The organism is Ruegeria sp. L12 (genome assembly GCF_056531745.1).
The window spans coordinates 438,173-455,460 of the sequence record NZ_JBQFMH010000002.1; the positions used below are offsets into that span (position 1 = coordinate 438,173).

A 17,288-nucleotide genomic window follows, 5' to 3' on the forward strand; every position below is an offset into this window, starting at 1 on the left:
ATATGACAGACCTGAATGCTATTCTTGCACCGGGCATGTATGTCCGCCACCCCGATTTCCCAGATTGGGGCGTTGGACAGGTTCAGTCCAACATCGGCGGCAAGATCACCGTGAACTTTCGCGAGCAGGGGAAAGTGGTAATCGACGGGACACGCATAGCCCTGATGCCGGTCTTTGATCTGTGAAACTGGTTTAGGAATGGTTAACGCCGTTGATCATAAGTGTGACCCGGCGAGAGAATATTGCCTTCGCCCGGAGTCCTGCGTTATCAGCGCAAGACTCTTAGACGGAAATCTCAATGCCAGATACAGGCCCTTCGTTCACAATCAAATTGGCCGAGACCGAGGACGAACTGCGCGCCGCCCAGCGTTTGCGCTATGACGTGTTTGTCCGCGAACTGGGCGGCGGCGGAGAGATGGTTGATCACGAGGCCGGTTTGGAGCGGGATCAGTTCGATCCGTATTTCGACCACATGCTGGCGATAGACAACCAAACCGGGGAAACCATCGGCGTTTACAGGCTGTTACCGGGCGAACGTATGAAAAAACTCGGGCGGTTCTACTCCGAGGATGAGTACGATCTGAGCGTGCTCAAGGACGGCGGGCGAAAGCTGCTGGAACTGGGCCGGTCCTGCCTGCACCCGGATTATCGCGGCGGCACCGCCATGTATCATCTCTGGAACGGGTTGGCCGCCTATGTGGCCGAGCGCGAGATCGAGGTGTTGTTTGGCGTTGCCAGCTTTCACGGCACCGATGTTCAGAAACTGGCGCAACCCCTGTCGATGCTGCATCACAACCATCTCGCACCACCCGACCTTAGGGTGCGCGCGCAGCCGGATGTGTATCAATCGATGGATCTGGTCGCGAAGGACGCGCTGGATCGCCGCGCGGCGATGGTGCAGGTGCCCGCACTGATCAAGGCTTACTTGCGGCTGGGAGGGTTCGTGGGCGAGGGGGCTTTTATCGACCACGCCTTCAACACTACCGACGTGTGCCTGATCCTCGACACCGCCCGCATGAACGAGCGGCAGCGCCGCATTTACAGTGGGGCCTGACACGATGAGCGGAACCTCGTGGCAAAGTGACGACGACCCCGATCCGCTGCATCTGGGATTCTTGGGCTGGATCCTGACGGTCCTGCGCGGTCTGCCCTTGGCCATTCTGGTTTTTGGCGGGCTGATCGTGTTGCTGGTTGTCCGGCTGGTCGAAATACCGCTGTTTGGCATGTATCGCCCGGTCACGCCGCATATCACTCAGTTTGTATGTCGCAACGCGTTTCGAATATTAGGAATCGGGTTCCGGACCTCTGGGAACCTGATGCGGGAACGCGGGGCCGTCGTGGCCAATCACAGCTCGTGGCTGGACATATTCGCGCTGAATGCTCGCAAGCGGGTCTATTTCGTTTCCAAGGCAGAAGTTGCGAATTGGCCGGGGATTGGCTGGTTGGCGCGTGCAACAGGCACCGTATTCATCGAGCGCGAGCGCAAGAAAGCGCGAGAGCAGACGTTGGTGTTTCAGAAACGCCTTTCGGCAGGCCATAAACTGTTGTTCTTCCCCGAAGGAACATCGACCGATGGATTACGCGTTTTACCATTCAAAACAACGCTTTTTGCAGCGTTCTTCACAGATGAGCTGCGGGAATTCATGTATGTTCAACCGGTGTCGGTGATCTATCACGCGCCCAAAGGGCAGCCGGGCCGGTTCTATGGTTGGTGGGGTGACATGGATTTCGGCCCCCATCTGCTCAAGACGCTTGGGGCGCGCAGGCAAGGGGCGGTCGAGTTGATCTATCACGCACCCGCCAAAGTCAGCGACTTTGCCAACCGCAAAGAGCTGGCCGCGCATTGTGAACAGGCCGTTCGCCACGCACACGCGCTCGCATCGCTTGAAAAATAAGGGCATTTGGCCCTTGCGCTGCCTCAAAACCTGCCGTATACGCGCGCCATTCAAACCCGCAGGCGGGGTTTGGCCTTTTTGAGGGAGACATCCTCATCAAGACCGCCGGTTGGAGCATCCGCTTCTTTCACCCCCGCCCAGGCGTAAACCGGAAAAGGAAACATAGCATGGCTCTTCCCGAGTTCACCATGCGTCAGCTGCTGGAAGCTGGCGTTCACTTTGGCCACCAGACACAGCGTTGGAATCCCCGCATGGGCCCGTTCATCTACGGCTCGCGCAATGGCATCCACATCATGGACCTGACCCAGACCGTTCCGATGCTGGATCAGGCGCTGCAGGCCGTTCGTGACACCGTTGCAAAAGGTGGCCGCGTTCTGTTCGTCGGCACCAAGCGTCAGGCAGCTCAGCCGATCGCCGAAGCTGCTGAAAAGTCGGCTCAGTACTATATGAACCACCGCTGGCTGGGCGGCACGCTGACCAACTGGAAGACCGTTTCCCAGTCGATCAACCGTCTGAACCAGATCGACGAAGCCATGGAATCGGGTGCCGAAGGTCTGACCAAGAAAGAGCGTCTGGGCATGGAGCGTGACCAGGCCAAGCTGCAGGCTTCGCTGGGTGGTATCCGCGAAATGGGCGGCGTTCCGGACCTGCTGTTCGTCATCGACGTCAAAAAAGAAGCACTGGCCATCGCCGAAGCCAACAAGCTGGGTATCCCGGTTGTGGCTGTTGTCGACACCAACTGCTCGCCCGATGGTGTTGACTACATCATCCCCGGCAACGACGACGCAGCCCGCGCCATCGCGCTGTACTGCGATCTGGCCGCACGTGCTGCGCTGGACGGCATGACCGCTCAGATGGGTGCAGCAGGCGTTGACATCGGTGCATTCGAAGAAGCCCCGGCTGAGGAAGCCGTGGCAGAAGAAGCCCCCGCCGAAGCAGAAGCCGCTGCAGAAGCGTAAGCTGCCCGTCACGTAAATGACATATGGGGCAGGGTAGACCTGCCCCAATTCCGTTTGAATTGAGGAGAGCCAAAAGATGGCAATCACAGCAGCAATGGTGAAAGAACTGCGCGACTCGACCGGCGCAGGCATGATGGACGCAAAAAAAGCACTGACCGAAACCGGCGGCAATATGGACGAAGCCGTAGACTGGCTGCGCACCAAAGGTCTGGCCAAAGCGGCGAAGAAATCGGGCCGTACCGCAGCCGAAGGTCTGGTGGCCGTACACGTCAACGGTGGCAACGGTGTTGCCGTCGAAGTGAACTCGGAAACCGACTTTGTTGCGAAGAACGGCGAGTTCCAGGAAATGGTCGGCAAGATCACCTACGCGGCCGAAGGCGTCGACGATGTTGACGCTCTGCTGGCGGCTGATCTGGGTGGTAAAACCGTTGCTGACACGCTGACCGACAAGATCGCCACCATTGGCGAAAACATGTCGGTGCGCCGCATGTCGAAGCTGTCGGGCGACACTGTTGTGTCCTACGTCCACAACGCAGCGACAACCGGCATGGGTAAAATCGGCGTTCTGGTTGCCCTGTCGGGCGGCGACGAAGCCATCGGCAAGCAGGTTGCGATGCACATCGCGGCTGTGAACCCGGCTGCCCTGTCCGAAGCGGACATGGACCCGGCTGTTGTCGAGAAAGAAAAGCAGGTTCAGATGGACATCGCCCGCGAATCCGGCAAGCCGGAGCAGGTGATCGAGAAGATGATCGAAGGTCGCATGAAGAAATTCGTCGCCGAATCGACTCTGCTGAACCAGCAGTTCGTTGTGAACCCCGATTTGACCGTCGAAGCGGCTGCCAAGGAAGCAGGCGCAACCATCACCGGCTTCATCCGCATGGAAGTTGGCGAAGGTATCGTGGTCGAAAAAGAAGACTTCGCAGCAGAAGTTGCCAAAGCCGCACAAGGCTAAGGCAAACCCAAAGCTCAAAAGCAAAGAACCCGGTTGCCGCAGGTAGCCGGGTTTTTCTGTATTGAATCAATGGATTTCGTGTCCGCGCCGAAAAGATAGCCATGTCTGATGATGGAGGTATGAGGGGCCCCGCTATGATGGGGATGGACAGGGCCCCTCAAAAATTCCAACAAAGAGACGTGGACGAATAGACGCCTCAGAGTCAGAGCGATCGGAGAGCTTCGTTATCGCAAAGATCCAATCAAACGTTCCCTGGCTAAAGCCACCACTCACGGAACACGAATAGGTTGCAATTTTCATGACCGATTGGAAAGTCATGATTTCCTTACCTAGGGTCAATTTGACGCAAGTTAGCGTCAATTTAACATTAGACTTCCATCACAAACATTTGATTCTGAAGAGCGGCCTTCAGAACGGCCTGCGCAGTGGTCTCAACAGAAAGCGCCTCGCGGGCGAGGCGAAGATGCTTTTCGACGGTGGCCGCGGTCAGCCCCATCAGCAACGCGATGTCCTGCGTGGTTTTGCCATCGCCAACCCATTGCAACGCTTCCCGCTGCCTCTTGGTCAGGGCACGGTTTGGGGCGTGATAGGGCAGGGTCAGAATCTTCAAATGGGCGACATTGTTCATCAACAGAATGTCATCGCCGTGCTCTTGCCAGACATCGTTTATCTCATCCTGGCTATGATTGTTCGATGACAGAGAAATCGCGCCTTTCGAGCGCATCGAGACAGAGTTGAAGCTGACTGTATACCCGACTGTAACGCCTCGGGATTTGTTGAACTCGAACACCCGGCGTTCTTCCGGCGACATTGTACCGCTGGACATCATGTCGTGGATCATGCTCCAGCTTGCGGCGCCCTCGTTATTCAGAGCCCATTTCAGCATAGGTGCATGGAAATAAAGACCAGACCGAATGAACCCGTCCAGGTATTCCGAGGAATGGTTGGTCAGTATCACAAAGTCTTCGGGATCGCCCAGCGAAGTCGCCGTACGGTACTGTGTGTAGCCATATAAAATACGGTCGAACCCATATTTTGCCATCTGGCGGCAATGCGCATCCCAAAGTTCTTCGAGCGTTTTGGTATAGCTCAGAAAATTCAGGTAATCCTTGAGGATCATGCCGCACTCTCCTTGCTGAGGTGGGCAGCAAGTGCATCCAGCGCCATAACATAGCTTTGCGCCCCAAACCCGCATATCTGCCCAATCGCAACCAGCGCGATGTAAGAGGTGTGCCGAAACGTCTCGCGCGCGTGGATGTTGGACAGGTGCACCTCAACCACCGGAACCTGAGCCGAGGCGATCGCATCCATCAGAGCGATCGAGGTGTGGGTATAAGCACCCGCATTCAGAACGATTCCATCATGGACGCCACGCGCCGCATGGATTGCGTCGATCAGTGCGCCTTCGTGGTTGGATTGCAGGTGGGTGATATTCACCCCCAGAGTCCGCCCATGGGAAATGCACAAATCCTCTATATCTTTCAACGTCGTATGGCCGTAAACCTCAGGCTGCCTTGTGCCCAGTAGATTCAGATTAGGTCCATTCAGAACCAGGATATTGTGCATCTTCAAATTGTCCCCATTTCTTTTTTTCATAGACCCGAAACCGGCGGGCGTCCAGCGGCCAGAATATCGGTGAGTGAGGTTCGTCTATGTATGTTGGCCAATAGCACCAGTCGACGTTGCCGCGCGGGTCACAAATCGTCCATCGCAACCACAACCTTTCCGAGAACGGCACGCTGATTGATCAGATCCAATGCCTCGGCGGCACGGGCCAGAGGGAAGCGCGCTTGAATCCGAGGTGTGATCTTGCCGTCGCTATACATGGCGAACAGTTCGCCCAAGTTCTGCGCATGCCCCTTGGGGTTGCGGAATACCGAAGCCCCCCAGAACACACCCACGATCTGGCACCCTTTCAACAAGGTCAGATTCAACGGAAGGCTTGGAATACCGGCGGGAAAACCAACGACCAGATACCGTCCGGCCCAGGCCATGCTGCGCAGCGCAGGTTCCGCGTAATCGCCGCCAACCGCATCATAGACAACATCAACGCCTTCACCGCCAGCCAGCGACTTGATCTCGGCAGATAACGCCTTTTGCGCCGCACGATCCATCTCGGGCGGGTAGATGAGGGTTTCATCCGCACCGATTTCCCTGCAGAACGCCGCCTTGTCCGCGGACGAGACCGCAGCAATAACACGCGCACCCATCGCCTTGGCCAGCTCAATTGCTGCAGACCCGACACCACCGGCGGCCCCCAGCACCAGCACCGTTTCACCGGATCGCAGCTGCGCCCGATCCTTCAGGGCATGATACGAGGTTCCATAGGTAAAGATAAAACAGGCGGCGTCGTCGAAGGGCATCGCGTCGGGGATTTTCACCGCCGTCGCCGCCCTCAATGCCAGATGGGTGGAAAATCCGCCATGTCCAGTCAGGGCCAATACCCGATCTCCGGGCGCAAATCCACTCACTCCGTCACCAAACGCGATGACCTCACCCGCGACCTCGCCGCCTGGTGCAAAAGGGCGGGGCGGCTTCATTTGGTATAGATCGCGAATGATCAAGGTGTCCGGAAAGTTAACGCCCGCGGCCCGCACACGGATCAGAATCTCGCCCTTGCCGGGCGTCGGGTCGGGCAGAGTGGTCAGTTCCAAAGTCTCGGGGCCGCCAGGTGTGACGCTGAGTAATGTTTGCATGTTTTTCCTTACCCCTTGCTTCGGTGTTCATGAAATCGTTGGATTACAGGCGAGTGTTGTCAAGCAGACAGCCCCACCGCTTCCGCAACGGTAAATGGGTAAGGGAGAACTCATGACGCCCGAAACATTGTTTTCGCTGCACGGCAAAACCGCTTTGGTCACCGGTGGTGCCACCGGCATTGGCCGGATGGCGGCCGAGGCTCTGGTCCGCGCCGGAGCCCGTGTGCTGATCGCCTCGCGCAAGGGTGAGGCCTGTGCGGCCGTGGCCGCAGAACTGAACGCGCTGGATGCCCCTGGTTCTGCCGAAGGGTTTGCCGGAGATATCGGCAGCGAAGAAGGGATCGACGCGCTGGTCGATGAGGTGAAGAAGCGGACGGAAACGCTTGAAATCCTGATGAATAATGCGGGGGTTACCTGGGGCGCTCCGATGGGTCAATTTCCCTATGCGGCATGGGACAAAGTGATGTCGGTTAATGTAGCGGGCATTTTTGATCTGACTCAGAAGCTGTTGCCATTATTGATGAAATCCGCCTCGGACCGGGATCCCGCGCGGGTGGTAAACGTGGGATCGGTGATGGGTGAAACGCCGATGGGCGACGGCGCATACAGCTATTCCGCATCAAAAGCGGCGGTGATTCATCTTTCCAAAATCATGGCCAAAGAGCTGGCGCCGTACCGCGTGACGGTAAATGCTCTTGCACCGGGACCATTTGTGTCGCGCATGACGGCCTTTGCCACAGAAGATGAGGACAAGCGTGAACGCGTGGGCAAGTCTGTCCCGTTGGGCCGTGTCGGGCAGGCCGAGGATATTGCGGGTTGCCTGCTGTTCCTCTGCGGGCGCGGCGGCAGTTATGTCACTGGGGCCGTCGTGCCGGTTTCGGGCGGGATCAATGTGCAGAGCGGAGGGAACATCTTCGCCGACGCACTTTAGCGGCGTTCAACATCTGGAAGACGGATGACTAATCAGGATAATACGTTAGATATAAATGCGGTAGATGCGTATCTTAAGGCGCATTTAACAGGTTATCAGAGCCTGTTAGAGGCTACTAAATTCACGGTTGGGCAATCGAACCCGACTTATCTGTTGCGAACACCTGATCGAAACTACGTGCTGCGCCGCAAACCTCTGGGCGTTCTGCTCAAGTCCGCGCATGCAGTAGACCGTGAGTTTCGGGTTCAGAGCGCTCTGAGCGATACGAACGTCCCGGTGCCGCGGATGTACCTACTGTGCGAGGATGACAGCGTCATCGGTTCGGCTTTTTATGTGATGGAACATCTGGACGGCCGCTCTTTCGTGGATCCCGTCATGGAGGGCGAAACCAGCGCCACCCGGACTGCCATTCTGGATGAGATGAACAGGGTTTTGGCCGAACTTCATATGGTCGATATCGATGCCGCAGGTCTGTCGGATTTTGGTCCTCCGGGAAACTATTTCGTGCGACAGATCGGGCGCTGGACCAAACAGTACCGCGCTTCTGAAACCGAAGACATAAGCCAAATGAATAGGTTGATCGACGAACTTGAACTACAAGTGCCTGCTGAAGACGGGCAAAGAACACTGGTTCATGGCGACTATCGCATTGATAATATTCTGTTCGAACGCGATGGAACGGCATGTATTGGCGTATTGGATTGGGAGTTGTCGACAATCGGTCATCCCTATGCGGATTTGGCAGCGGTAATCATGCAGTGGCAACTGCCACCGGGAAAGGAGGGGCGGGGGCTGGCCGGGGTGGATCGGGAAGCGCTTGGGTTGCCCTCGGACCGGGCCTTCGTTGCAGACTACTGCGCGCGGCGCGGCCTGCCCGGGATCGACAGTTTTGGTTTCTATCTCGCCTTCAATTTCTTCCGCATGGCCGCCATTCTTCAGGGCGTCTATAAACGGGCGTTGGACGGCAACGCATCAGACCCTGCACGAGCGCGCGCCTTTGGGGCATACGTCCCGGTATTTGCCCAGCATGGTCTGACCGCGCTGGAGGAGTAGATCATGAAATTTGACCCAAAGGCGCTGCCCCGCATTCAGGACTGGATGCAGCGATATGTGGATGAAAGGAAATACGCCGGTAGCAGTCTGCTGATCCAGCATGACGGGCAAGAGGCATTCTTTCATAGCTGTGGCCGTGGATGCATCGAAAAAGACTTGCCGTTTCAGCGTGATAGTCTGGTACGCATCTATTCCATGACCAAGCCCGTGACCTCGGTTGCCCTGATGATGCTGGTCGAACGCGGGTTGTTCCATCTTGATGCTGCCATATCCGAATTCCTGCCCGAATTTCAATCGATGCACGCCCTGATCCCCGGTGCCACGCGTCTGGATCAGACCGAGGCCGCGCCGACGCCGACCTTGCACCAGTTGCTGACCCATACCAGCGGATTGAGCTATCCGTTCAATCCCGGGCTGTTGCCCGAAGCGATGGATGAGCTTGATCTGATATTCTCTCCGGCACAGGGCGCGCTTGCGGATCGGGTCAAGCTGCTGGCTGCTTTGCCTCTGGCCTTTCAGCCGGGTCATCGCTGGGAATACTCCGTCGGAATCGACGTCATCGGTCGCGTGATCGAGGTCGTTTCGGGTCAGCCATTCGACCGTTTTCTGGCCGAGCACATCTTTGATCCGCTGGGCATGCGCCAAACCGGGTTTTCCGTGCCGACCGGGGCAGGGGACCGGTTTGCCTCGCTTTATACGCCGCTTGCCGGGGATGCGATGGATTTGAATGCGGCCAAAACCGGAGGCGATATGCTGCGCCTTGTTGACTGCGCCGGAGAGTCACCCTTTGAAGCCGCCACCACCTTTTCCGGCGGAGGTGGCCTTATCAGCACGATCGACGATTACGGTCTGTTCGCAGAGATGCTGCGAAACAAGGGCTCGGGCAACGGGGTGCGAATACTGGGGCCTAAAACCATAGAATTTATGTTTCGCAACCACTTACCCGGTGACATTGCTTCAATGGGACCGCAAAGCTTTGCCGAACAGCCCATGGAGGGCACGGGGTTCGGCATAGGCGGCGCGGTGGTGCTTGATCCTGCAAGATTACGGTGTCCGGGCTCGGTCGGAGATTTCGGCTGGGGCGGCATGGCATCCACCTATTTCTGGGTGGATCCGGTCAACAACTTCACTGCCGTCTTCTTCACGCAATTGTCGCCTTCCAGCTCATATCCCTCGCGGGCAGAGTTGAAGGCGCTGGTGCACGGGGCGCTCGTTGAATGATCGTAACGCGGATGATAGCGGAAAGTACCACCGAACCGGAGACCCGCCCATGACCGAAGCTGAACGCGTCCTGCTTGACCTGCTCGATATCGAGGCGCTTGAGGTCGACCTGTTTCGCGGCACCGGTTCAGGTGGCGAAACGCCCACACGCATCTTCGGCGGTCAGGTTATCGCTCAGGCTCTGGCAGCGGCTTACAGAACAGTCGAAGATCGCCTGTGTCATTCTCTGCACGCTTATTTCATCCGCCCCGGTGATCCGTCTATTCCGGTTATTTATCAAGTGGATCGCGCACGGGATGGAGGGTCTTTCACCACCCGCCGTGTTGTTGCGATCCAGCATGGCAAACAGATCCTGAACCTGTCGGCATCTTTCCATAAGCAGGATGATGGATGGGATCATCAGCACCCGATGCCTGATATTGAACCGCCGGAGCATCACCCTTCACGCGATGAATTGCGACAGAAATATCTGACGCGCGTACCGGAAGCGCTCAAAACCGAACTGCTGCGCGAGCGACCTATCGAAGTCCGAGAGGTCGCGCCGCTGGACATATTCACTCCTGAAAAAGCAGATGATCGGAACCATGTCTGGTTCCGAATGGGGGCTGCAGCGCATGCTGACAGGATCATGCAGCATCTGCTGTTGGCCTATGCCTCAGATATGAGCTTGCTAAGCTCAGGCATGCGCCCGCATGGCCTCAGTTGGTTCACCGGTGAGATTGATGGCGCCAGTCTGGATCACGCGATCTGGTTCCACGCGCCGGTGCAGTTTCAGAACTGGCACCTGTATGCGATGGAATCGCCATGGACGGGGCAGGGGCGTAGTTTCAATCGTGGATCGATCTTTTCACAAGACGGAACATTGGTCGCATCGGTCGCTCAGGAAGGGTTGCTTCGGCGACGTCGTTCGCGTTAATTATTACTGTTATACCTTTGATTTAACTTGGACATTCCGTCTATCCAACGATCATAATCCGCAGTTTTCAAACGCATATAGTCCAATACCTGTGGATGCGGCAGGATCAGAAACCGTTCCTCGGCCAAGGCCTGGACACAGGTCTGCGCGACGGCTTCGGGCTCGAGCATTCCGTCGATTGCCGCAACCGAATCCTCATGTCCGCGGGTCATGTCCGAACGCACCGCCTGGGGACACAAGACCGACACCCGGATACCTTGATGCGCATAGGTTAACGCGACCCATTCTGCGAACCCGATGGCTGCATGTTTTGTCACGCCGTACGGTGCCGCACCGGGTTGATTAAGCAATCCCGCGGCCGAGGCGGTCATCATCAGATATCCGCCGCCGCGCGCCACCATACGTGGCACCATATGCCGCGCTGTCCAGACATGGGACATAACATTGATCTGCCAGATACGGTCCCATTCGCCGTCTGGTACATCAAGCCCGCCAAGCGTGAGAATACCGGCATTCGCGCAAAACAGATCAATCGGAGCCATAGTGCCTTCGACAGTCTCAATCACGTTGCGGATGTCGTTCTCAAGAGAAACATCGCACTTGATTGTTTCACCGCCAATCTCGTCGGAAACGCGCTGCGCACCGACCATGTCGATATCCGCGCAAACCACGTGAGCGCCTTCATGAGCAAAGCGCCTGGCAAGTCCTTCACCAATACCTCCGGCTGCACCGGTCACAACTACGGTCTTATCCTTCAGATGCATATCTGCCTGCGTTCATGGTTCTGCAGATTAGCGTAACAGATTGAAAAACCATCGCCAAATCTGGTTGTGTACCGTTGGAAGTATTAACCATAATACCGATTATACGTTTAATGATTGCACCCGAATAAGCGATCCAGGTACCCGTTCTTTCCAAACGGATCAGTGGTTAAGATGTGCCAGTCTGCACCAAAACTCCACGCCATAACTGATGGCTTCATCATTGAAGTCATATGACGGATTGTGAAGCGGCATCGCTGAGGATCCTTCGACGCCGTTACCCATCAGAATAAATGAACCCGGCCGATAAGTCAGGAACTCTGCAAAATCCTCTGAGAATCCAACGCGCCCATAATCAGCATCTACGGTTCCAACCTCACCGGCGGCCTTTGAGATTATGTCGGTCGCGTTTGCTTCATTGACCAGCGGTCTGAACGAGGTCGAATAGCTGACCTGCGCCTGTGCGCCTTGCGCAGCACATACGCCCTCGACAACTGCGCGCATTCTGCTTTCGATGGTTTTAGACACTTCTTTGGAAAACCCGCGGCAGTCCCCTCGCAAAGTTACGTTGCTTGGCAGTATGTTGCGGGCGCCATCGGTGAGGAACTCGGTTATGGATACCACACCATGTTCGCTTGGCGGCAATGACCGGGAGACGATGGATTGCAACTGCATGACAATTGCAGATCCCGTCACAATCGGATCGATCCCTTTCTCGGGCATCGACGCATGTCCACCCTGCCCCTGAACACTGATTTCAAAATTATCCTCAAAAGCACAGAACGGACCGGACTGTGTTGCGAAGTGACCAAGCTCCATTCCCGGCAAGTTATGCAGCCCAAAAATTGAAGTCATGGGGAAGCGTTCGAACAAGCCGTCGTCGATCATCGCCCTGGCACCATTTCCGTTTTCTTCATCCGGCTGAAAGATGAAGTGAACCGTGCGGTTCAAGGATTGATCAGCCGCCAGCTTTAGCGCGGCACCAAGCAGCATGGTGCTATGGCCATCGTGACCGCAGCCATGAAATTTCCCATCCGTGTTCGAGCGATATGCAAAATTGTTAGCCTCATGTATCGGCAGCGCGTCCATGTCCGCCCGAAAACCTATGGCCGTTTCATCGGGACCGCGACGCAAAGTGGCAACAAGCCCGGTGCGGCCAATTCCACAAACCACATTAAGCCCTGCGCGCTTCAGCTCAGAGGCAATCCGGCGCGGTGTCCTTTCAAGATCGAACCCGATCTCGGGATGGGCGTGCAAATCACGGCGTAATGCGATGAGATCAAGCATCAGGAACGCTCCCTTAGGAATAAGGGATCAACGGCAATTCGGCGTTCTTTGTCAAGTAAATGGAAGGTTTCATTGCCCCGACACACCCGGAGTATTTACGCCTTTGGTCGGCACGTCTGTCTGCATTCAGATATGAACGTGCCAGCCGGAAGCGGCTTAGTAGAACGCCTGCAGCCCGGTCTGTGCCCGTCCAAGGATCAGTGCGTGCACGTCATGCGTCCCCTCATAGGTGTTGACCGTCTCCAGATTGATCATGTGGCGCACCACCTGGAACTCGAGCGAGATTCCGTTGCCGCCATGCATGTCCCGAGACATCCGCGCGATATCCAGTGCCTTGCCACAGTTGTTGCGCTTGATGATCGAGATCATTTCGGGCGCGGCTTCGGCCTGATCCATCAAACGTCCAACACGCAAGCTTGCCTGAAGACCCAAGGCGATTTCCGTCTGCATCTCGGCCAGTTTGCGTTGGAACAATTGTGTCTGCGCCAGTGGACGATTGAATTGCTTGCGATCCAGACCATATTGGCGCGCCGCATGCCAGCAGCTCTCGGCCGCGCCCATAACACCCCAGCTGATCCCATAACGTGCGCGGTTCAGACATCCGAACGGCCCTTTCAGACCCTGAACATGCGGCAGCAGCGCATCTTCGCCAACCTCCACGCCATCCATAACGATCTCACCAGTGATCGAGGCTCGCAGGCTCAGCTTGTTTTCGATCTTCGGCGCGCTCAAACCCTTGGTGTTCTTGTCCAGAACAAAGCCCCTGATCTTGCCGTCATGCGCGTCCGACTTGGCCCACACGACAAACACATCCGCGATCGGAGCATTCGAAATCCACATCTTGGTACCGGTCAGACGATAGCCGCCATCGATCTTCTCGGCGCGGGTTTTCATCGCGGCGGGATCTGACCCTGCATCCGGTTCCGTCAGGCCAAAACAGCCAATCCATTCTCCGCTGGCCAGTTTCGGCAGGTATTTCCGGCGCTGTTCTTCGCTGCCATAGGCATAGATCGGATACATCACCAGCGAGCTTTGCACCGACATCATCGAGCGATAGCCGGAATCCACCCGCTCGACCTCGCGCGCGACCAGACCATAGGTCACATATCCGGCGCCAATGCCGCCATATTCCTCGGGGATGGTGGTACCCAACAGACCCATTTCGCCCATCTCGCGGAAAATCTCAGGGTCGGTTTCCTCGTTCTGGAACGCCTGCGTCACCCGCGGCTGCAGTTTTTCCTGCGCATATGCGCGGGCGCTTTCGGCAACCAAACGTTCATCTTCTTGCAACTGATCGGAGAGGCGAAAAGGATCGTCCCAGCTGAAATTGCCCAATTCGGGCGCGTCTTTGGCCCGCAGAACGGGTTTGGTCTCTGGCGCGTTCATGGCGTATCTCCGGTTTAGCGTTTGGCGCATCATAATCTGAGATTTCCTCAAAAAACAGCGAGACATTTGCACGTTTTCATGAGTAAAACGCATAGATGAGCATACGCCGCCCTGTCCTACCTCCAATCTCGGCCCTGCGCGCACTAGAGGCGCTGGACCGGCTTGGCTCGGCCTCAGCGGTGGCCGAAGAAATGGCGTTGACGCAAAGCGCTGTCAGCCGGCAGCTTCAGACGCTTGAGACTCATCTGGGCGCAGAACTCGTCAGCCGAAGCCGCAAGCGATTGTCGCTGACGAAGGCCGGACAGGATTACGTGCAAGAGATACGCCCGGCTTTGTCCCAGATCGCGCAAGCAGCGTTGAAACTACATGTCTCACCGGTCGGAGGAACGCTGAATCTGGCGATCCTGCCCACCTTCGGGATGCGCTGGCTGGTGCCGCGCCTGCCCGATTTTGCGCGTCTGCATCCAGACATAACCATCAACATGGCAACCCGGTTGAGGCCGTTCAATTTCGCATCGGAACCCTTTGATGCCGCATTGCATTTCGGCGAACCGGACTGGCCGGGAACCGAGCGGCTGTTGCTGAAGATGGAACGGGTCTTACCCGTCTGCGCGCCCGAATTGCTGCCGCAGGGAACATTGTCGTCACCGGACGATCTGCTCAAACTGCCCTTGCTGCATATCCAGACGCGCCCGCAGGCCTGGCAAGAGTGGTTCCGGCAAATGGGTGTTGAGCCTCAGCATCCCCTGCCCGGGACGGTGCACGATCAGTTCAACACCATCAATCAGGCCGCGCTGCATGGTCTGGGCGTTGCGTTGTTGCCCAACTATCTGATCGAACAGGACCTTGCGACCGGCAATCTGGTCGCCGCGTTTCCCGATGCCATCGAAACGCTGGGCGCCTATTATCTGGTCTGGCCCCACGACAAGTCGCATGACCAGTCATTGCGGCAATTCCGTCACTGGCTCGCCTCACAGGCCCAGACCGAAGAAACGTTACCCCGTTAGCCTAACGCGTACCCTGCCCCGCGCACTGTCCGCACCGGATCGTCGCCGCCATGCTGCGTCAGGGCCTTGCGCAAGCGACCGATATGAACATCCACCGTGCGCGTATCGACATAGATGTCCCGGCCCCAGACCCGGTCGAGCAGTTGCTCACGGCTCCAGACCCGGCCCGGCTTTTCCATGAAGGTGCTGAGCAGGCGAAACTCGGTCGGGCCCAATTTCAACGGTTTGTTGTCCCGGCTGACCTTGTGGGTTTCCGAATCCAGAATGATGTCGTCATATTCCAGTCGGATGCCCACTGTCGCAGGCCGCACGCGCCGCAACTGGGTGCGCACCCGTGCCATCAACTCAACGACGGAATAAGGCTTGACCACATAGTCGTCCGCCCCGGTTTCCAGACCGCGCACCTTGTCCACTTCCTCGGACCGCGCTGACAGCATGATGATCGGGATCGAACGGGTGTCGGGCCGGATCTTGAGACGCCGGCAGACCTCGATCCCACTGAGGCTGGGCATCATCCAGTCAAGAACGATGATGTCCGGGCGGTCTTCTTCGACCAGCAGCAAGGCCTCTTCCCCATTGGCTGCACGCGTGACACGAAACCCCTCTGCGTCCAGGTTGTAGGCCAGCACTTCGCGCTGCGCCAACTCATCCTCAACCACCAGCACCGTCGGTTGATCAGCGGACATAAGCCTGTCTCCTAGATCGTTTGCGAGGTGTTGTCGGCCTTGGGTCGCGCCTCGGTGGGCCGTTCGCCGGTCACCAGATAGACCACCTGTTCGGCGATGGCGGTAACGTGGTCGCCCATACGCTCGATATTCTTGGCGATGAAATGCAGATGCATGCAGGACGAGATGTTGCGCGGATCTTCGGCCATGAAGGTCAGGAACTCGCGAAACAGCCCGTTATACATCTGGTCGACTTCCAGATCGCGTTCGATCACATCGGTGGCCAGTTCGGCATCGCGCTGGATATAGGCGTCCAGCGCATCGCGTAGCATCCGCTCAACCTCACGCGCCATGCGGCGCAGGGCAGCCGCACTGCCGCTGATTTCACCGGCATTGACCAAAACCGTGGTCCGTTTGGCGATGTTTTTGGCATAATCGCCGATCCGCTCCAGATTGCCCGATACTTTCAGCACCGACAGTACCAGTCGTAGGTCGCCCGCCGTGGGTGCGCGCAACGCGATCAAACGCGCGGTTTCTTCGTCAATCAGCTCTTCCAGCGCGTCGATGGCCTTGTCGCCCTGACGCACTTCTTTGGCCAGTTCCTCGTCGCGGGTCTCCAACGACCGGGCGGCGCCCATGATGGCGGCTTCGACCAACCCGCCCATCTTCATGATATGCGCCTGAATGGTCTCGAGGTCGCGGTCGAACGCGGATGCAATATGTTGTTCGCTCATCGCAATAATCCTGTACTCAGCCGATCCGGCCAGTGATGTAGCTTTCGGTCCGGGGATCTTCGGGGTTGGTGAAGATCTGTCCGGTCTCACCAAATTCAACCAGATTACCCAGATGGAAAAACGCCGTTTTCTGGCTGACCCGCGCGGCCTGCTGCATCGAGTGGGTCACGATCACCACCGAATAGCGCGAGCGCAGTTCGTCAATTAGTTCCTCGACCTGCGCAGTTGCAATCGGGTCCAGCGCCGAGCAGGGCTCGTCCATCAGCAGAACCTCGGGTTCGGTCGCGACGGCGCGGGCGATGCACAGACGCTGCTGCTGGCCGCCAGACAGGCCGGTGCCGGGGGCGTCAAGCCGATCCTTGACCTCATCCCAGATGGCACCGCGACGCAGGGATTTCTCAACGATGTCATCAAGTTCCGCCTTGTTCTTGGCAAGGCCGTGGATACGCGGGCCATAAGCCACGTTGTCATAGATCGACTTGGGGAACGGGTTCGGTTTCTGGAAAACCATGCCCACCTTGGCGCGCAGCTGCACCGGATCGACGCGTTTGTCATAGATATCCTCGCCATCCAGCAGGATATCGCCCTGAACGCGGCAGATGTCGATGGTGTCGTTCATCCGGTTCAGGCAGCGCAGAAAAGTAGACTTACCACAGCCCGACGGGCCGATGAAGGCGGTAACCGTCTTATCCTCGATGTCGACGCTCACGTCCTTGATGGCGTGGGTTTCGCCGTAATAGACCTGAACCTGCTTGGCGTTGATCTTGATATTCTTGGAGTCCACGGCTCTCTCCACCTGTGTCATGTCGTTCATTGTTGCCCCCA

General features: G+C 57.2%; 19 protein-coding genes. 10 read left to right on the plus strand and 9 right to left on the minus strand.

Annotated elements, in window-relative coordinates; genetic code table 11:
- The first annotated feature begins 2 nt into the window (after positions 1-2).
- The 5 genes from ACR0K9_RS05140 to tsf all read left to right on the plus strand — a co-directional run bounded on the left by ACR0K9_RS05140 (position 3) and on the right by tsf (position 3,806).
- Positions 3-185, plus strand: coding sequence for a DUF3553 domain-containing protein (locus ACR0K9_RS05140; RefSeq protein ID WP_039535521.1), 183 nt, complete (start codon positions 3-5; stop codon positions 183-185).
- A 113-nt stretch (positions 186-298) separates the two neighbouring features.
- Complete coding sequence (olsB, locus tag ACR0K9_RS05145) at positions 299-1,054, plus strand: L-ornithine N(alpha)-acyltransferase (RefSeq protein ID WP_480821306.1); 756 nt, start codon at positions 299-301, stop codon at positions 1,052-1,054.
- Between the two features lie 4 nt (positions 1,055-1,058).
- Positions 1,059-1,895, plus strand: coding sequence for a lyso-ornithine lipid O-acyltransferase (gene olsA, locus ACR0K9_RS05150; RefSeq protein WP_480821307.1), 837 nt, complete (start codon positions 1,059-1,061; stop codon positions 1,893-1,895).
- 167 nt (positions 1,896-2,062) lie between these two features.
- The gene (rpsB, locus tag ACR0K9_RS05155; RefSeq protein ID WP_480532388.1) at positions 2,063-2,854 is read left to right on the plus strand and encodes a 30S ribosomal protein S2; all 792 of its coding nucleotides are present in this window, start codon (positions 2,063-2,065) and stop codon (positions 2,852-2,854) included.
- A gap of 76 nt (positions 2,855-2,930) precedes the next feature.
- Complete coding sequence (gene tsf, locus ACR0K9_RS05160) at positions 2,931-3,806, plus strand: translation elongation factor Ts (RefSeq protein WP_480532386.1); 876 nt, start codon at positions 2,931-2,933, stop codon at positions 3,804-3,806.
- A 367-nt stretch (positions 3,807-4,173) separates the two neighbouring features.
- Here tsf and ACR0K9_RS05165 read toward each other — a convergent pair whose 3' ends face one another.
- The 3 genes from ACR0K9_RS05165 to ACR0K9_RS05175 form a co-directional block, all read right to left on the minus strand.
- Entirely contained in the window at positions 4,174-4,926 is a 753-nt protein-coding gene (locus ACR0K9_RS05165; protein ID WP_480532384.1) for an autoinducer binding domain-containing protein, read from the minus strand.
- Complete coding sequence (aroQ, locus tag ACR0K9_RS05170) at positions 4,923-5,372, minus strand: type II 3-dehydroquinate dehydratase (protein WP_480532382.1); 450 nt, start codon at positions 5,370-5,372, stop codon at positions 4,923-4,925. The genes ACR0K9_RS05165 and aroQ overlap by 4 nt, the downstream gene beginning before the upstream one ends.
- A 128-nt stretch (positions 5,373-5,500) precedes the next feature.
- The gene (locus tag ACR0K9_RS05175) at positions 5,501-6,502 is read right to left on the minus strand and encodes an NADPH:quinone oxidoreductase family protein (RefSeq protein ID WP_480532380.1); all 1,002 of its coding nucleotides are present in this window, start codon (positions 6,500-6,502) and stop codon (positions 5,501-5,503) included.
- Between the two features lie 112 nt (positions 6,503-6,614).
- On the opposite strand from ACR0K9_RS05175, the gene ACR0K9_RS05180 reads away from it, so the two are divergent.
- Genes ACR0K9_RS05180 through ACR0K9_RS05195 form a run of 4 tightly spaced genes read left to right on the plus strand, consistent with a single transcriptional unit; the run spans position 6,615 to position 10,623 of the window.
- Positions 6,615-7,433, plus strand: coding sequence for an SDR family NAD(P)-dependent oxidoreductase (locus ACR0K9_RS05180; RefSeq protein WP_480821309.1), 819 nt, complete (start codon positions 6,615-6,617; stop codon positions 7,431-7,433).
- Positions 7,434-7,457: 24 nt separating this feature from the next.
- Positions 7,458-8,486 carry a phosphotransferase family protein gene (locus ACR0K9_RS05185; RefSeq protein ID WP_480821311.1) on the plus strand — a complete coding sequence of 343 codons (1,029 nt, stop codon included), beginning with the start codon at positions 7,458-7,460 and terminating at the stop codon, positions 8,484-8,486.
- A gap of 3 nt (positions 8,487-8,489) precedes the next feature.
- Positions 8,490-9,707: a serine hydrolase domain-containing protein gene (locus ACR0K9_RS05190; RefSeq protein WP_480821313.1), complete on the plus strand. Its 1,218-nt coding sequence runs from the start codon at positions 8,490-8,492 to the stop codon at positions 9,705-9,707.
- A gap of 49 nt (positions 9,708-9,756) precedes the next feature.
- The gene (locus tag ACR0K9_RS05195; protein WP_480821315.1) at positions 9,757-10,623 is read left to right on the plus strand and encodes an acyl-CoA thioesterase; all 867 of its coding nucleotides are present in this window, start codon (positions 9,757-9,759) and stop codon (positions 10,621-10,623) included.
- On the opposite strand, the gene ACR0K9_RS05200 is transcribed toward ACR0K9_RS05195, so the two are convergent.
- The 3 genes from ACR0K9_RS05200 to ACR0K9_RS05210 all read right to left on the minus strand — a co-directional run bounded on the left by ACR0K9_RS05200 (position 10,620) and on the right by ACR0K9_RS05210 (position 14,057).
- Positions 10,620-11,387: an SDR family oxidoreductase gene (locus tag ACR0K9_RS05200; protein ID WP_480821317.1), complete on the minus strand. Its 768-nt coding sequence runs from the start codon at positions 11,385-11,387 to the stop codon at positions 10,620-10,622. The two genes, ACR0K9_RS05195 and ACR0K9_RS05200, sit on opposite strands and share 4 nt — an antisense overlap.
- Before the next feature lie 159 nt (positions 11,388-11,546).
- On the minus strand, positions 11,547-12,671 hold the full coding sequence (locus ACR0K9_RS05205) for an amidohydrolase (RefSeq protein ID WP_480821319.1): 1,125 nt from the start codon (positions 12,669-12,671) through the stop codon (positions 11,547-11,549).
- A gap of 156 nt (positions 12,672-12,827) precedes the next feature.
- The gene (locus ACR0K9_RS05210) at positions 12,828-14,057 is read right to left on the minus strand and encodes an acyl-CoA dehydrogenase (protein WP_480821321.1); all 1,230 of its coding nucleotides are present in this window, start codon (positions 14,055-14,057) and stop codon (positions 12,828-12,830) included.
- A gap of 95 nt (positions 14,058-14,152) precedes the next feature.
- Here ACR0K9_RS05210 and ACR0K9_RS05215 point away from each other — a divergent pair, with 95 nt between their 5' ends.
- A complete protein-coding gene (locus ACR0K9_RS05215; protein ID WP_480821323.1) occupies positions 14,153-15,064 on the plus strand; it encodes a LysR substrate-binding domain-containing protein in 912 nt (303 codons plus the stop codon).
- Here ACR0K9_RS05215 and phoB read toward each other — a convergent pair.
- Genes phoB through pstB form a run of 3 tightly spaced genes read right to left on the minus strand, consistent with a single transcriptional unit; the run spans position 15,061 to position 17,277 of the window.
- Complete coding sequence (gene phoB, locus ACR0K9_RS05220) at positions 15,061-15,750, minus strand: phosphate regulon transcriptional regulator PhoB (protein WP_480536338.1); 690 nt, start codon at positions 15,748-15,750, stop codon at positions 15,061-15,063. The genes ACR0K9_RS05215 and phoB overlap by 4 nt on opposite strands.
- A gap of 11 nt (positions 15,751-15,761) precedes the next feature.
- Positions 15,762-16,463, minus strand: coding sequence for a phosphate signaling complex protein PhoU (gene phoU, locus ACR0K9_RS05225; protein ID WP_480536337.1), 702 nt, complete (start codon positions 16,461-16,463; stop codon positions 15,762-15,764).
- 16 nt (positions 16,464-16,479) lie between these two features.
- On the minus strand, positions 16,480-17,277 hold the full coding sequence (gene pstB / locus ACR0K9_RS05230; protein ID WP_480821325.1) for a phosphate ABC transporter ATP-binding protein PstB: 798 nt from the start codon (positions 17,275-17,277) through the stop codon (positions 16,480-16,482).
- Positions 17,278-17,288: the final 11 nt, after the last annotated feature.

What these genes read in the sequence shown, in the direction of transcription:
- pstB (WP_480821325.1), bottom strand. Translation starts at nt 17,277, where the DNA reads ATGAACGACATGACACAGGTGGAGAGAGCCGTGGACTCCAAGAATATC.
- aroQ (WP_480532382.1), bottom strand. Translation starts at nt 5,372, where the DNA reads ATGCACAATATCCTGGTTCTGAATGGACCTAATCTGAATCTACTGGGC.
- ACR0K9_RS05195 (WP_480821315.1), top strand. Translation starts at nt 9,757, where the DNA reads ATGACCGAAGCTGAACGCGTCCTGCTTGACCTGCTCGATATCGAGGCG.
- ACR0K9_RS05210 (WP_480821321.1), bottom strand. Translation starts at nt 14,057, where the DNA reads ATGAACGCGCCAGAGACCAAACCCGTTCTGCGGGCCAAAGACGCGCCC.
- olsA (WP_480821307.1), top strand. Translation starts at nt 1,059, where the DNA reads ATGAGCGGAACCTCGTGGCAAAGTGACGACGACCCCGATCCGCTGCAT.
- ACR0K9_RS05215 (WP_480821323.1), top strand. Translation starts at nt 14,153, where the DNA reads ATGAGCATACGCCGCCCTGTCCTACCTCCAATCTCGGCCCTGCGCGCA.
- phoB (WP_480536338.1), bottom strand. Translation starts at nt 15,750, where the DNA reads ATGTCCGCTGATCAACCGACGGTGCTGGTGGTTGAGGATGAGTTGGCG.
- ACR0K9_RS05200 (WP_480821317.1), bottom strand. Translation starts at nt 11,387, where the DNA reads ATGCATCTGAAGGATAAGACCGTAGTTGTGACCGGTGCAGCCGGAGGT.
- ACR0K9_RS05205 (WP_480821319.1), bottom strand. Translation starts at nt 12,671, where the DNA reads ATGCTTGATCTCATCGCATTACGCCGTGATTTGCACGCCCATCCCGAG.
- olsB (WP_480821306.1), top strand. Translation starts at nt 299, where the DNA reads ATGCCAGATACAGGCCCTTCGTTCACAATCAAATTGGCCGAGACCGAG.
- ACR0K9_RS05175 (WP_480532380.1), bottom strand. Translation starts at nt 6,502, where the DNA reads ATGCAAACATTACTCAGCGTCACACCTGGCGGCCCCGAGACTTTGGAA.
- ACR0K9_RS05180 (WP_480821309.1), top strand. Translation starts at nt 6,615, where the DNA reads ATGACGCCCGAAACATTGTTTTCGCTGCACGGCAAAACCGCTTTGGTC.
- tsf (WP_480532386.1), top strand. Translation starts at nt 2,931, where the DNA reads ATGGCAATCACAGCAGCAATGGTGAAAGAACTGCGCGACTCGACCGGC.
- ACR0K9_RS05165 (WP_480532384.1), bottom strand. Translation starts at nt 4,926, where the DNA reads ATGATCCTCAAGGATTACCTGAATTTTCTGAGCTATACCAAAACGCTC.
- ACR0K9_RS05190 (WP_480821313.1), top strand. Translation starts at nt 8,490, where the DNA reads ATGAAATTTGACCCAAAGGCGCTGCCCCGCATTCAGGACTGGATGCAG.
- ACR0K9_RS05140 (WP_039535521.1), top strand. Translation starts at nt 3, where the DNA reads ATGACAGACCTGAATGCTATTCTTGCACCGGGCATGTATGTCCGCCAC.
- phoU (WP_480536337.1), bottom strand. Translation starts at nt 16,463, where the DNA reads ATGAGCGAACAACATATTGCATCCGCGTTCGACCGCGACCTCGAGACC.
- ACR0K9_RS05185 (WP_480821311.1), top strand. Translation starts at nt 7,458, where the DNA reads ATGACTAATCAGGATAATACGTTAGATATAAATGCGGTAGATGCGTAT.
- rpsB (WP_480532388.1), top strand. Translation starts at nt 2,063, where the DNA reads ATGGCTCTTCCCGAGTTCACCATGCGTCAGCTGCTGGAAGCTGGCGTT.